The organism is Runella sp. CRIBMP, assembly GCF_009905605.1.
In the GTDB taxonomy this organism is placed as follows: domain Bacteria; phylum Bacteroidota; class Bacteroidia; order Cytophagales; family Spirosomataceae; genus Runella.
The window spans coordinates 1-13,748 of sequence record NZ_JAAAKZ010000028.1 but is presented as its reverse complement, the minus strand read 5'-3'; the positions used below and the strand labels follow the sequence as shown (position 1 = coordinate 13,748).

15 protein-coding genes and 1 pseudogene are annotated in these 13,748 nt (G+C 43.3%); 15 read left to right on the top strand and 1 reads right to left on the bottom strand.

Going from position 1 to position 13,748, the window contains the following annotated elements:
• Positions 1-255: 255 nt before the first annotated feature.
• From GVN20_RS28370 to GVN20_RS28355, 4 genes are all read left to right on the top strand, one after another.
• A complete protein-coding gene (locus tag GVN20_RS28370; RefSeq protein WP_166561582.1) occupies positions 256-3,456 on the top strand; it encodes a two-component regulator propeller domain-containing protein in 3,201 nt (1,066 codons plus the stop codon).
• 120 nt (positions 3,457-3,576) lie between these two features.
• Entirely contained in the window at positions 3,577-3,993 is a 417-nt protein-coding gene (locus GVN20_RS28365) for a globin family protein (protein WP_166561581.1), read from the top strand.
• Between the two features lie 3 nt (positions 3,994-3,996).
• Entirely contained in the window at positions 3,997-4,635 is a 639-nt protein-coding gene (locus tag GVN20_RS28360) for a sensor histidine kinase (RefSeq protein WP_166561580.1), read from the top strand.
• Positions 4,636-4,649: 14 nt separating this feature from the next.
• Positions 4,650-5,411 (top strand): LytTR family DNA-binding domain-containing protein, encoded by a 762-nt coding sequence (locus tag GVN20_RS28355; RefSeq protein WP_114066575.1) that lies wholly within the window; start codon positions 4,650-4,652, stop codon positions 5,409-5,411.
• Positions 5,412-5,515: 104 nt separating this feature from the next.
• Here GVN20_RS28355 and GVN20_RS28350 read toward each other — a convergent pair whose 3' ends face one another.
• Positions 5,516-6,250, bottom strand: a complete 735-nt coding sequence (locus GVN20_RS28350; RefSeq protein WP_166561579.1) for a head GIN domain-containing protein — start codon at positions 6,248-6,250, stop codon at positions 5,516-5,518.
• Positions 6,251-6,449: 199 nt separating this feature from the next.
• Between GVN20_RS28350 and GVN20_RS28345 the strand changes: the two genes are divergently transcribed.
• From GVN20_RS28345 to GVN20_RS28295, 11 genes and pseudogenes are all read left to right on the top strand, one after another.
• Entirely contained in the window at positions 6,450-7,316 is an 867-nt protein-coding gene (locus GVN20_RS28345) for a sugar phosphate isomerase/epimerase (protein WP_166561578.1), read from the top strand.
• A 958-nt stretch (positions 7,317-8,274) separates the two neighbouring features.
• A complete protein-coding gene (locus tag GVN20_RS28340) occupies positions 8,275-9,618 on the top strand; it encodes a site-specific integrase (protein WP_166561577.1) in 1,344 nt (447 codons plus the stop codon).
• A gap of 61 nt (positions 9,619-9,679) precedes the next feature.
• Positions 9,680-10,087, top strand: a pseudogene (locus GVN20_RS28335) (DUF6932 family protein); the annotation flags it as partial.
• Between the two features lie 4 nt (positions 10,088-10,091).
• Positions 10,092-10,319, top strand: coding sequence for a hypothetical protein (locus GVN20_RS28330; RefSeq protein WP_166561575.1), 228 nt, complete (start codon positions 10,092-10,094; stop codon positions 10,317-10,319).
• Between the two features lie 2 nt (positions 10,320-10,321).
• Positions 10,322-10,582, top strand: coding sequence for a hypothetical protein (locus tag GVN20_RS28325; RefSeq protein ID WP_166561574.1), 261 nt, complete (start codon positions 10,322-10,324; stop codon positions 10,580-10,582).
• Positions 10,583-10,620: 38 nt separating this feature from the next.
• Entirely contained in the window at positions 10,621-11,055 is a 435-nt protein-coding gene (locus GVN20_RS28320; protein ID WP_166561573.1) for a hypothetical protein, read from the top strand.
• Positions 11,056-11,211: 156 nt separating this feature from the next.
• A complete protein-coding gene (locus GVN20_RS28315) occupies positions 11,212-11,535 on the top strand; it encodes a hypothetical protein (protein ID WP_166561572.1) in 324 nt (107 codons plus the stop codon).
• A 39-nt stretch (positions 11,536-11,574) separates the two neighbouring features.
• Positions 11,575-12,603 carry a hypothetical protein gene (locus GVN20_RS28310; protein ID WP_166561571.1) on the top strand — a complete coding sequence of 343 codons (1,029 nt, stop codon included), beginning with the start codon at positions 11,575-11,577 and terminating at the stop codon, positions 12,601-12,603.
• 236 nt (positions 12,604-12,839) lie between these two features.
• On the top strand, positions 12,840-13,013 hold the full coding sequence (locus GVN20_RS28305; RefSeq protein WP_310586857.1) for a MerR family transcriptional regulator: 174 nt from the start codon (positions 12,840-12,842) through the stop codon (positions 13,011-13,013).
• Complete coding sequence (locus tag GVN20_RS28300; protein WP_166561569.1) at positions 13,013-13,411, top strand: hypothetical protein; 399 nt, start codon at positions 13,013-13,015, stop codon at positions 13,409-13,411. The genes GVN20_RS28305 and GVN20_RS28300 overlap by 1 nt, the downstream gene beginning before the upstream one ends.
• A gap of 12 nt (positions 13,412-13,423) precedes the next feature.
• Positions 13,424-13,597, top strand: a complete 174-nt coding sequence (locus tag GVN20_RS28295; protein WP_166561568.1) for a hypothetical protein — start codon at positions 13,424-13,426, stop codon at positions 13,595-13,597.
• The last annotated feature ends 151 nt before the right edge of the window (positions 13,598-13,748 follow it).

The following is a 13,748-nucleotide window of genomic DNA, read 5'->3' as shown; positions in this document are numbered from 1 at the left end:
TCAAAATGCAATTTATTCAACGGCAAAACTCCCACGATTCAACGCCTTTATCGTACGGCTCAGTTCTTATTTTACCCCGTTTCAACCCCCAAAACCAACGCTTTGGCGAGTTTTATTTTTCGCTTCAACCCCTTCTTTTTACTTTCATCCAATTCCAATTTTATCGGTTCAGCTTGTCAAATCCGTTTACCAAAGTAAAAGAAGGCTATTTTTTTTGCACTTTTACGTCTTACTTAACTTTTTCAGCCACAACAAATGCGGACAGGCTCATCCCTTTTTTTTAGTCTACTTTTGAGCTGTTGGGCCCAGATTCTGGTGTTTGGACAATCTTCCGAAATCTCTTTTCAGCACCTTAGTCCTGAGCAGGGGCTTCCTATTCATTATTGCACTGGAATCGCCCAAGATACGTCGGGTTTTATATGGATTGGCACGTTGGCTGGGCTGGCACGTTATGACGGTATCCGGTGCAAAGTCTTTGACCACGACCGCCAAAATCCCCATTCGCTTTCGGATATTATTGTTCGTTCCGTTTTGTTATCCAAAAATGGAACCCTGTGGGTAGGAACGCAGCACGGGTTTAACCGAATGGACTTCAAAACGCAACAATTTGAGCGCTTTCATTTTACCAAATACGGTGAGCGTTCCGATTATATTCGCTGCATCGGCGAAGACTTCCGTGGCAAACTCTGGCTAGGTAGCGCCAACGGGCTGATTCTTTTTGACCCAAAAACCAAACAATCAGAATTGGTTAAACTTCCTACCGACCCCTCTTCGAAGCCACTCGTCTACTCTGTACGCTCGCTGCTGATTGATGGCCCCACAGTTTGGATTGGCACCGACTTGGGGCTGTATCGCTATAATATTAAAGAGAATTCTTTTCAGGTATTTTGTAAAAGCGACGAATTGGGCACCATTCCCGACAACTCCGTGACGGCTTTGGCAAAGCACCCAAAAACGGGAAATATCATTGTGGGCACGCGCAATGGTACATTGTCAATGTTGAGCCTTGCGACCGAACATTTCATAAAAATGGACATTCCATTGGCCGAGCCCCGAGAAATTAGCTCGGTGTTTTTTTCCAAAGATGGAAAACTCTGGATATGTACTCAAGGGCAAGGGATTTTTTGTTATCACGAAAACCAACGAAAGTTCATTAATTATCAGAGTCAAATTAATGTACCCAATAGTCTGAGTTCCAACTATGTACGAACCGCATTTCAGGACCGTTCGGGCGTGCTTTGGTTTAGTACCGCTTATAAAGGCATCAGTCGGTTTAACCCTGCTAGTCAGTCATTTACTTCTCCTTTAAAAGAAGCAAATTATCAACCTACCACGGCCAACGGCGGAGCCATTAACCGGATTGCAATCGACAGCAAGGACAATCTTTGGTTGGGAACCGACAACGGCGTGGTGTGGGTCAACCAAACCACCAATACCTACAAAGCCTACCGCCACGATCCAAAAAACAAAAATAGCCTTTCAGACAACGGCGTCAATTCTATCTACGTTGACCCCGAAGATAAGGTCTACGTAGCTACCCAACACTTTCAGCATTTGGACCCTACCACGGGCAAATTTACGATATATGACCATCTGCCCAATGAAGCAATGCCCTCTCCGCCACCCATCGTTCCTGGGCGTCATTTTGTAGCGGGCAGGCTTGTGTTCGATTTACACCCCACGTCAGATGGGAGGGTGTTTATCGGTACCGATGAGGGACTAAATATATTTGACCCCAAGACCAAGACCTTTGCCAATCGCTTTAACGATGAGCGCATTCGACGTTTGCCCCTGAATCGCTACAACAGCCTTTACACCGACAGTAAACAAAACCTGTGGGTAGGCTGTGGGGTTGACGAGGTGCTGTGCATCAGTCCCGATTTATCAAAAGTAACCACGTATCGGTACCAAGAAGATAACCCCAAAAGCCTGCCAGACAACGGCGTGATGTCTTTTTCGGAAGACTCAAAGGGCTATATATGGATGGGAACCGACAACGGACTGGCCTGCCTTGACCCCAAAACTCAATCGTTTACTAATTATTTTACCCGTCATGGCATTGCGAACAACTACGTTTCGGCGCTGATACGGGTCCGAAACACGCTGTGGATGGGAACCGCCAATGGCTTAACGCGGTACGACGAACAACAAAAACGATTTGTATCCTTTGGCCGAGCCGACAACCTTGAGGTGCTTTCTATTGAGACTAAATCGGTGGCCAAAGACAAATTGGGTAATTTGTATTTTGGGGGACTCTACGGACTGGTTCGGTTTCATCCCGACCGCGTAAAAACCAACACGTTTGTACCGCCTGTGGTTATAACATCATTAAGGGTGCACGGTCAGGAAGTGCTTCCTACGCACATTCCCCAAAACAACCTTCCGATTACGTTGGCATACGATGAAAACGACCTTACCATCGAAGCCGCCGCCCTGAGCTATGACCATTCGGAAAACAATCAGTTTTCATTCTGGCTCGAAGGCGTCAAAAATGACAATGGTTGGCGAGCCCCCACTACCCAAGCAAACATCAGCTACCTTAACGTACCGCCTGGGGAGTATACTTTGCACGTAAAAGCCGCCAACAACGACGGTGTCTGGAACCCCGCCCCGTATACCCTCCGCATCGTAATCAATCCTCCGTTTTGGCAAACGTGGTGGTTTCAAACCTTAATGGTAATGCTGGTTGTAGCAGTCGGTGTTTATATTTATCGGTCCCGCGTAAAAATCATCCAACGCGAACACGCCACGCAGTTAAAATTGTTGGAAGAACAACAACTGCTTCAGAATCAACTAAATCAGGAGTTGACCGAAAAACTGGATTTCCGCCAAAAGTTTGAAATTGTCCAAAAGCAACAAGTTGAAACCGAGCGCAAAGCCATTATGCTTGAGCGTGAGAAAGTACTAGCTCGTTATCAAGGACTTATCAACCAACTCAATCCCCACTTTTTGTTTAATAGCTTGGCAGTTTTGGACAGTCTCATCTACAAAGACCACAAACTAGCCTCCAAATACCTCCGTCAATTGACAAAAGTGTATCGGTATTTGATTGAAAACGACGACAACGAAGTGGTCATGCTAGAACAAGAATTGCGCTTTGCCCGTGACTTTGTAAGCCTGCTCCACATGCGATACGGCACGGGGCTGAGCGTAGAAATTGACATCCCCGACGATTTGGCGCACAAAAAAGTGGTTCCCGTTACCTTTCAAAATTTAATTGAAAACGCCATCAAACACAACACAACCAGTTTAGAATCACCGCTTTGGGTAAAAATTAGGGAAGAAGACAATTATCTTATTTTTGAAAATAACCTACAAAAACGCGGAACCGTAACCACTTCCAACAAAAAAGGATTGGGCGATTTTCGGGCGTTGTACAGTTACCTAACCAACCGACCCATGCAGGTTAAAGAAACCGTCGACCGTTTTACCGTCTATGTTCCATTACTAGATTAACATTAACGCCTCGGTTTTGGCTTTTGCAGGATTAGCAAGCGAAACCGACGTCTTAGACTGTTTTTTTTAGTTATGCTGTTTAAACCATCTAATTTTATACAACTAACCCACACATAACCCATGAATGATCAACAAAAAAAGCTGGTACAAAGCAGTTTTGCCCGTATTGTTCCAAAATCGGAGTATGCCGCTCAAGTTTTTTATACACGATTTTTTGAGCTAGTGCCCGAGGTAAAGCATCTTTTCAAAAGCGAACTTAAAACTCAGGGTATCAAGCTGTTTCAGGTGATTAGTTTTACGGTATGCTCTTTGGATAATATGGATGAGCTGCTGCCGCTACTGCAAGATTTGGGGCAAAAACACGTGAAGTATGGCGCTAAAGAACAACATTATCAATACATTGGGGAGGCGTTATTATGGACCTTGGAAAAGGTACTGAAAAGTGATTTTACTCCCGAAATACAACAAGCGTGGATTGATGTATACAGCGTGATGTCGGCCGCAATGATTGAAGCCGCTCAACAACAAACGGCCTGATGAATGAAACCAACGCCTAAAATAGAATCTACACCACCCAAAGTACCCGCCCAAGAAGCGGGCGAAAAAACCGCGTACGATAGTGACCATTCGGAAGTTAAGTACCAAAATTTAGTCAGTCAGCTCAACCCACACTTTTTGTTTAACAGCCTAGCCACCCTTGAAAGCCTGATTTACAGCGACCAACGGCTGGCGGTTAAATTTTTAAGTCAATTGACGCGCGTCTACCGCTACGTTCTAACCACCCGACACACCAAACTGGTGACGCTGGGTGAAGAGTTGTGTTTTATTAAAGATTACGCGGATTTGCTCCAAACCCGCTTTGGGAAAGGGTTAGAAGTATGCCTTACTGTGCCCGAAGCCTATTATTCGTATCAGATAGTCCCGACCACATTGCAGATTCTGATTGAAAACGCCACCCGACACAACCTAACCGACCCCGACTCGCCGTTATTGGTTACAATAAAAACTGAAAACCAGCGACTTATCATTGAAAACAACCTCCAAATCAAACGTACTCTGGAAGTTCAAAATCGGCAAGGCTTAAGCAGTTTGCGGAATTTATACGCTTATTTTTCAGAAACGACGCTTGAGATTCAACAAACACCCGAATTTTTTCGCATCGTATTGCCATTACTTTAACCTGACCAAACACCATGAAAGTACTCATCGTAGAAGACGAAGCCCTCATTGCCGAACAGCTCCAACGAATGTTGAAAGATATTGCGCCTCAGGCCGAGGTGCTCGACGTGTTGCACAGCGTAAAAAACGCCAGACGGTGGTTTATGCAAAATGCCGAGCCTGATTTACTTTTCATGGATATTCAGCTCTCCGATGGCATCAGCTTCGATTTATTTAACTATTTCGACATCAAATGTCCGATTATTTTTGCCACTGCTTACGACGAATACGCCATCAAGGCGTTTAAGGTAAACGGGATTGATTATCTCTTAAAACCCATCGACGAAGAGGATCTCATTCGGGCCCTTGGTAAATTTAAGGCCTTGCAAAAAAACCAAAGTATTTCGACCGAAGTGCTGCAAACACTGGCCAATCACCCTTCCCAAATCGGACGGATGTACAAGGAAAAGCTGATTGTTCAGCACCGCAATGCATCCATCCCCATCAACTTAGCCGACGTGTCGCTGTTTTATCTTGACCAAGTAATCTTTGTGGTAACCAATGACGGTCAAAAATACATTGCCGAACAAAACACACTGGATGAAATCGAAGACATCCTCAACCCCAACGAGTTTTTCAGGGCGGGACGCCGGCAAATTATCAATCAAAATGCCGTTGAAAGTTACAAAGGTGACGCCTCAGGGAAGTTATACGTCAAATTGCGAAGCAGCCACGTATCAGAAGTAGAAATCAGCCGGGAAAAAGCCCCCGTTTTTAAACGCTGGATTGACCGCTGAGATAACCGTCTTAATACCAAAAACAGCCGCGTTTTGAAGGTATATTTTCAGAACGCGGCTGTTTTATTTCAAGAAAATTCGACAATCGTCGTTCCACTATCTGTCTATGATTCGCTTCTAACTGAACTGGCACCCGAGGTATTGGAGCGCACCGAAGCCGTGCCACGATAACGTACACTGCTCGCGCCGCTGGCTTCTACTTCGAGTTTTCCATTTACACTTACGCGCACGTTGCTGGCCCCTGAGGCGTCCAGAAAGGCTTCCTTCACGGGAAAATCGTAGGCTCTCAACGAGGTAGCTCCCGACACTTCACCCTCCAAGCGGTTGGCCGAACCCGTCAGCACAATCGTAGAGGCCCCCGAAGCATCCATCACGATTCTTTGGGCCTTTACCTGAATATCAGATTTAGAAGCACCCGAAATATCCAAATCCAAGGTTCCCAAATCATTGAAGCCTGACACTCTCGATGTTGTGGCTCCCGAAAAATCAAGGGCTTTGACGGTGGGCATCGAAATCGTGACCAATATGCGTTTACGGTTACGGTTCCAACCAAATGAATCCTTATAACGAATACGGAGTTTTCCTGCCGACACATCGGCTTCCAAGTCGTTAAGGTCTTGCTTACGGCCTTCTACTTTGACCGAATAATTCCCTTTAGTGACCGTAATTTCAAACGCACTTCCCAACGAAAGGCGGTCAAAATCTTTGAGGTTAAATGTACGGGTACTGCGGTCGTCGTCTTGGCGTTCACGGTTGTCGGCCGAAAAAGAGCAGGCTACTAAGAAAAAAGCGCTGGCAAAAAGAAGGGAAGTGAGGCGGTAAAAAATGGCTGTTCTCATATCAATTTCAGGGGTTTTTGGGTATAAGATGCAAAAGTTAAATTCAATGTTGCATCAACACTATTTTTTTTATTTGAACGTTGCATTAGGCAACATAAACGGACGTTTATTCTTTTCGAGTCAATCTAGGGTAACTTGTGGCTTTCCGGTTACATTTGCGCCTTAATTACTAATTAACCTATCTTCAATTTTAAGTTCAATGAAACGCAGAACCTTTCTCCAAACCACCGCCAGTCTTGGTGCACTGGCCTTATTGAAATTGCAGGCCGAAGCTAACCCGCAAGCCAAAGCAGTAGGCCTACAACTATACACCCTCCGCGAGGATATTCAAAAACAGGGAATCGAAAAAATACTGGCCGAAGTGGCCAAGCTTGGCTACAAAAAGGTGGAAAATTTCGGCTACGGGCAGGGTAAATTTTTCAAAAAAACACCTGCCGAATACAACCAAATCCTGAAAGACAACGGGCTTTCGGCCGTCAGCGGACACTATATGACCGCGCGTACGCCTGGATTGACCGATGGATTGACCAAGAATTGGGAAAAAGTGGTGGAAGATGCCGCCGCTATCGGTCAGCAATACGTAGTGCTTGCTTACCTAATGGATGGCGAGCGCAAAGCCGAGGATTACAACCAACTTTTTGATTTGCTCAACAAAAGCAGCGACATCGCCCTCAAATCGGGGCTTACGATGGGCTATCACAACCATGATTTTGAGTTTACCCAAAAAATCGACGGCCAAAAACCTTATGATTTATTGCTCAAAAACACCAATGTCGTCATGGAAATGGACCTATATTGGGTCGTAAAAGCGGGCGAAAATGCCGCTGCGTACTTCACCAAATACCCGAATCGTTTTCCGTTGTGGCACGTCAAAGATATGGCCAAAACGCCTGAAAAAGAGTTCTCGGAAGTGGGCCTCGGTAGCATTGATTTTGCCAGCCTGTTTAAGCAAGCAAGTGTGGCGGGCCTCAAGCATTACTTTGTAGAGCAAGATGTATGCAAGCGCCCTCCGCTTGAAAGTATCCAGATTAGCATTGATCATATTCAGAAAGCAAAATGGGGATAAATTGAAAAACATGAGCCATCCCGAACTTTAGTTGAAAAAATACCTCCTTGAGGTTTTGAGAGTCACTACAAACTCAAAAACAAGGAGGTCTTTTTATGTTCATAGCAATACTGCAAAACAAGGATAGAAAGCTTAATGGTCAATATATTCAGACTTGCTTTTAGAAAGAGAGGTCGATATTTTCGCTTCGTCCTTTAGATTTGTTTTGTAAGATTATTCCAACGACACCAGAGTAACTCAAGCAAGCAAATTGGGTTGCATCGGCACTCAGATGGCACATTCTATCGATCGGCAAGTTAGAGACATTAAAGCAGCGATTAAACTTTTAAGAGACTTACCCGAATTTGCTTCTCAACTTAACATTACCAGCCTAGGACATACGGCACAGGCCGCCACGCGGTATCTACCATGCACTGATTCTTCAACAACTATCGGCATTATCTTTCACCATTTGGTTAGAATTATCTCTTAAAATCAAACAAACAGGAGGTCTGCAACGAGGCAAATCAGAGTTCATGATCACCCCCGTACATTGATGCTCAACGCATTGTCGAATATGTCCGCAGCGGCATACCGCTTCCGTTTACGTAATCGTTTCAATCTTTTTTTGGGCGGTTATTGAGTTCAGGAGTGACCGTCATTACTGAAACATTTTTGGGTTTACCGTAGTGCGTGGTGGTACGAAATTAAACAAAAAAGGCCTTAGAAACGAATCTAAGGCCTTTTTTGTACTACCACGAATCACCGTGAATCAATTTAGTGCACCCGAAGGGACTCGAACATTTTAACTTACCCTAATCCATATAAACAAAATACTACTGATTATCAGGTATTTATATTTTCTTCTTACTGATATTAACCATAAATAATAAGGATAAATTAAATAAATCCGTCACCTGACGCGTCACCTGAAAAAATTTGCATTATCTTTGTTTCCGTTCGATTAACGCAGAAAATCATGGGAAAAGTTATTACAAATTCAGCGCGTTTTGTGCTCAAAGAGGCCGTTTCTAAGGACTCAACGCTCGTTCTCCTTATTTGTCGCAGTTGTACCCCCCGTTTGGTTTACTCAACGGGTCAATTTCTTTCACCTGAACACTGGGATTCAAAGACCCAACGCCCAACTACCTCCACCAAAAGTTTTAGCCGGGACATTAAAAACGACCTGAAAGAGATTGAAACACACCTCAACCGCATGGCCGGGGAAGTGGAGCGTATCAATTCACGGGTAAAGGCCGAAAACATTGAACCGACACAGGCATTTTACCGCGCTGAACTCGACAAGGTGTTTAACCGTGACAAACCGCGTAAAGTGGTCAAACAGCCCGAAAAACTTTCATTCATCCCGTGGATAGAGAAATTTATTGAAGAATGCGCCAACGGAGAAAGAACCATTCCACGCTCCGGCAAACGTTACTCTGAAAGTTCGGCCAAAAACTACCGTAAGGCACTCAACCACCTAAAGGCATTCGAGAAAGAAACCAAGTTCAAAGTTGAGTTTGATAAAATTGACCTCCACTTTCACAAAAAGTTTATTTCCTACCTCAACAAAAAAGGCAAGGCTACCAACACCACGGGCGATATTATCAAAAATATCAAAGTCTTTATGCGTCAGTCCATGAAAGACGGGATGCACACCAATACAGCCTTTCAGGATGAAGATTTTATAAAACCATTGGAGGAAGTGGAAAACATTTACCTCACGCTCGACGAAATCCAACGCATTTACAATCTTGACCTTTCCGACCGTGCCGGCCTTGACCGCGTTCGGGACGTGTTCGTTATCGGCTGTTACACAGGTTTACGTTTTTCTGACCTTAACCTTTTACGGCCCGAAAACATCATCAATGACGGGCAATTTGTGCGTATCACCATGCAAAAGACAGATAAACCCGTGTTCGTACCATTAACCCCGCAAATACGGGCCATACTAGCCAAATACAAAGGAATACCGCCCCGTGTTCTGACCAATCAGCGGATGAATGATTATTTGAAGGAAATAGCGCAACTGGCCGACCTGAACGAAAAAGTAACAATGAGCCAAACCAAAGGAGGGCTGAAAGTAACCAAGACGCTGCATAAGTGGGAACTGGTTACAACCCACACGGCCCGGCGGTCATTTGCCACTAACGCCTACTTACAGGGAGTGCCCACCCTTGACATTATGCGACTCACTGGGCACCGTACCGAAACCTCATTTATGAAATACATCAAAATATCAAATGAAGAAGTCGCCTACCGAATGGCCGAACACCCATTCTTTACGCAGGAAAACCGCACTGTATTTAAAATCGCTAACTGATGAAATTTGACCAATTAGGACACCTTACACCCTACGAAATCATTGAACAGACCTTGATACCTTTGAGGAGGTATTCGTATCAGCGTTCAATAACTCACGCACTCGCATAGCCTTATTTGAAGAGTATCGTCAATTTTTGAACGAATTACAACAAATTGTAGGCAGTGGTTTTTACCAATGGATTGATGGTAGTTTCACCACTCAACGAAGAAATCCAAGTGACATAGATTTAGTAACATTTTTGGATAGTACCCGGCTCAACAAATTTGCCGTAGAACTATCACCACTCCAAAAACGAAAGTTTCAAAAGAAAGGCAAAATAGACGCCTACTTTGTGGCTACATACCCAGAGAACCACGCTCATTATGAACTGTTCAAAATGGATTACTTAGACTGGCTACACCAATTCGAGAAAGATACACGCCTAAAAGGCAATCCGAGAAAAGGAATCATTCAACTCAATTTCTAAAACAATGAATCAACAAATTGAATATGAAGAATGGACATTAAGAGTTTCGAGACTCTTAGAACTTGTTCAACGAAACATAGCTGCCATAGAGCGACACAAGGCCGCTGGTAGCCCTCAGATGATTGTAGAGCAATACGAACAGTTACGCGATGAACATTTGGCAGAGTTAGACGGGCTATTGAAAGGTACGGGAATAGCTGTTCAATTAACTGCCATTCAAAACGCGGCCTGATAATGGAAATTTTCGTAAACGAGTATTACACCAAAATCAACGCAGCTACTACTGAGGCCGAACGCATCCAAATAAAGGATGAATACGCGGCTACCCTGCAAACCTTTACCGATGCCCAAAAACAGGAAGTAAAGGACATTGTGGGCAAACGTATTGACTCATTTTTAGAAACAGTGGCCCCCGTGGATGAAGCTATTGAACAATTCAATGCCTACCTCAACCGCAAAGAAAACCCGTCGTTTCCCGTCAATAACGCGGCCTGACAGTTGTTATATCATTAATTTTTACTCAACGATTCATCATGAAACGCCGACAATTCTTTAATTCCCTGATGACATTTCATATTGTAGCACTCGCAGGCTGCAAAGAAAAACTTCCATCAACACCCACCATTGTGACGGGTAAAATTGTAGATGAAAATAATCAGCCCATGTCAGGAATCATCTTTGAACTTTACGGCATTGACCAGACCGGAATATTGAAACAACGTGAAACATTTAATATTAAGAGTGAATCTGATAAAGATGGTAAGTACGAGGTTTCAGTTTTAATACCAAATACTACCAACTGGGTAACTTTCAGAATTTCGCCAATGAACACATTGAGAATTTTTAATAATTATCAGACCTTCTATTTGAACGGATTAATTTATGAACCTTTCCAAGACAAAGTAGAAATTCAAAGAGAAAAGTACGGAAAGACAACAACTATTAATTTTCAACTACGGAAAATATAGGGTATCACCCTTAGCCAAACCATTAAATTAATGCTCAACATTAATCTTTAGTCTACGAAAATAATTTACGCGCGTGTACAGAAAACGGGGAAATAGGGGAAATTTAACAACTCACATAAAACAGTAAAATTAACGTTCAACATTAATCTTTAGCCGATGAACAATTTTAACAAAAACCTTGATTTATGCCTTGAATATCTCAATGAGGTACACCAAGAAATCACGCCTGTTTACCAAAAGAAAAACCCATCAAAAAACGACTGTTACGAAATGGTGAGGGATTGTTACAAACAGTTCTTTGTCCTTATGGGTGGCGATGAAACGCGTTCTGAATGGTGGCCTCATTTTATTCAGTTCATTAAATTCCTTAGCAGTAAACGCGGTAAAGAAACAGAAATCAACTTTTTCTACTACCTAAGAACGGTTGATTTTATAATGTTTGAGCAAACCCTTTCCCGTCACTTTGAGGAAACCACATAGTTTTAAGAATACCCTTTGTTCGATTAACAATTTATGTCAATGCAAAACCAATTCGATTTTGAACAATTGGTAAAAGAGCGCACACAAAGTGAACTTTTAGACTTACATTCAGAATTTAGTGCCTATGACAATTATTCTGAAAGGATAGACTTTTGGGATAGACACTACTTGGGTTTGCAACTATGGTACAAAATTGGCATAGGGGAATTTTTATCAATACTCCCTGTTAATGAGTCTGATATTGAACTGTTTACGGAGTGGGCCTTAACATTTCGTATGGAACTGAGGAATTATATTGAAGAATACCCCTCATACAAACGGCCCACGCTAAGAGTTAGCAACGGTTGCCTTTTCGGAGATTCGTTCAAAGTTAAAGAACGAGAGTTTTGGCAACAATTCAGTAGTAGCCCCGACCGTGATTCACTATTGGAAAGGACATTTTATGACCTTAGCAACCCAAAAGGCAGTACACTAAGCCTTTATGGCACATTTATGACAGGTGATAATAACGGGGAATTTTACCAAAGTGCTGAAAGAGACCTATTAAAAGGAGAGTCCGTAAAAGAAATTTTACTCTACCACTTTAAAAGTATTCCCCGTGCCCAATGGGAAAGGTATTGGAATGTTTGGGAGGTAATAGATAAAGTACTCGATATTGAATCTAACCTACACTTTAACGGGTTTTTGAGGGATTTAAAGTCAAGTTATAATAAAGGGGTACAAATTGGCATTCCTTCCGAATATCGTGTAGTTGAAACACATCAAATATCTGTATCCGTGTACGCATTTTGCGCCTATTGTTTAGCACGTAACGAATGGAGTGATGAGTATACAGAATTTGAAAATAGCAGAAAAAAAGGCAAGTGGTTTGAAGAAAAAGCCGCCTTTTTTGGTTTAGGGTCTCACAATACATTTGAGCAACATTTTAACGCCTTTGATAAAAAGGAAAAACCAAAACTCAAGCAGTCCCAAATAAAACAAGCCGTTGAAATTTTAGGAGATAAGGGAAAGTTTCCCAATGCCCAAAGTGAGGCAAAGACTCATTTAGACCCTTTCAAAGAATCGTAACCCCATTACGTAACCATTACGAATATTCAGACCCATTAAGACCCGCAAACTTTGCATCATCGGGAACAACATCCCCCCGAATGATGCAAGATGATCGCTACACAAACATTACTGATGCCTTTCGATGCAGAGGCACGCGCTGAATTAAAATCAATCTTCAAAGAGGCCGTTAAGGAAGAACTGGCCAACTTCACCCCCCCGTTCCACAACACAATTTCCCCGAATACCTTACGCGGATTGAAACCGCCAAACTTTACCGTATTTCATTGGTCACGCTCAACGAATGGGAGAAAAACGGCCTCATGCCCAAGAAAATCACCGTAAACGGCCGTGTGCGTTTCCGTCGTGACGAAATACTGGCTACGCTCGAAACTGTAAAACAGGTCAAACACAAAAAACGCGCGGCCTGATGAATTATAGGAAACTAATCTACACGCTCGACCGCGTTACGGGCTGGTATAAACTCACATCTGCACCGCCAACGGCCTCCACGCTACCCAACGAATTGAAAGTAGAGGAACGCCAATCGGGGGGAATTAAAGCCCCGATGATTATTCACGGCCGCGAACGCCTACCCAAAGAACTAGACCCAAAACGCGGCTGGCGATGGTTTACGGGATTGAGGGAAACAGACCGTACCAATGTCTATACAGGTCATTTCAGAACACCGGGAAGGTATCGCGGTTCGTTTACCCCCAATTTCTCCCTGTTTTGGTTTTCGCCCGATTCGGAGATTTTAACCCTATGGTTTTTTCCGGGTATGAGTAGGCGTTACGGCGGAATTGATGATTTAATCCATTTACTCTAACTCATTGTCACCATGAACCCAAAAGAACCAACACAGAACGGAGAATTTGAGACTATCGACATTTCAGAAGTCGAGGTTGCCGAATTTGAGACTATCGATATTACGGAATTCGAGGTTGTCGAATTTGAAGCGTATAATTTTAAAAACTGGCATGAGCATATTGAGCCAAAGGAAGAAAAGGAGTAACCAAAACACTATCAAACCACAAAAAAGGCCGTACGGATTCACCGCGCGGCCTTTGTGTTCAATCATGTTCGACTAATGTAAAATGATGCAGAAGGGAGCCACCGAATGATGGCAAAGTAGTCCAAGTGTGGATAAGTTCAGAGCGATAAAA

Excerpts from the sequence above, each read along its gene's own strand:
- GVN20_RS28330 (WP_166561575.1), top strand. The coding sequence starts at position 10,092 with ATGAATCAACAAATTGAATATGAAGAATGGACATTAAGAGTTTCGAGA.
- GVN20_RS28300 (WP_166561569.1), top strand. The coding sequence starts at position 13,013 with ATGAATTATAGGAAACTAATCTACACGCTCGACCGCGTTACGGGCTGG.
- GVN20_RS28370 (WP_166561582.1), top strand. The coding sequence starts at position 256 with ATGCGGACAGGCTCATCCCTTTTTTTTAGTCTACTTTTGAGCTGTTGG.
- GVN20_RS28315 (WP_166561572.1), top strand. The coding sequence starts at position 11,212 with ATGAACAATTTTAACAAAAACCTTGATTTATGCCTTGAATATCTCAAT.
- GVN20_RS28365 (WP_166561581.1), top strand. The coding sequence starts at position 3,577 with ATGAATGATCAACAAAAAAAGCTGGTACAAAGCAGTTTTGCCCGTATT.
- GVN20_RS28340 (WP_166561577.1), top strand. The coding sequence starts at position 8,275 with ATGGGAAAAGTTATTACAAATTCAGCGCGTTTTGTGCTCAAAGAGGCC.
- GVN20_RS28310 (WP_166561571.1), top strand. The coding sequence starts at position 11,575 with ATGCAAAACCAATTCGATTTTGAACAATTGGTAAAAGAGCGCACACAA.
- GVN20_RS28320 (WP_166561573.1), top strand. The coding sequence starts at position 10,621 with ATGAAACGCCGACAATTCTTTAATTCCCTGATGACATTTCATATTGTA.
- GVN20_RS28360 (WP_166561580.1), top strand. The coding sequence starts at position 3,997 with ATGAAACCAACGCCTAAAATAGAATCTACACCACCCAAAGTACCCGCC.
- GVN20_RS28295 (WP_166561568.1), top strand. The coding sequence starts at position 13,424 with ATGAACCCAAAAGAACCAACACAGAACGGAGAATTTGAGACTATCGAC.
- GVN20_RS28355 (WP_114066575.1), top strand. The coding sequence starts at position 4,650 with ATGAAAGTACTCATCGTAGAAGACGAAGCCCTCATTGCCGAACAGCTC.
- GVN20_RS28325 (WP_166561574.1), top strand. The coding sequence starts at position 10,322 with ATGGAAATTTTCGTAAACGAGTATTACACCAAAATCAACGCAGCTACT.
- GVN20_RS28350 (WP_166561579.1), bottom strand. The coding sequence starts at position 6,250 with ATGAGAACAGCCATTTTTTACCGCCTCACTTCCCTTCTTTTTGCCAGC.
- GVN20_RS28345 (WP_166561578.1), top strand. The coding sequence starts at position 6,450 with ATGAAACGCAGAACCTTTCTCCAAACCACCGCCAGTCTTGGTGCACTG.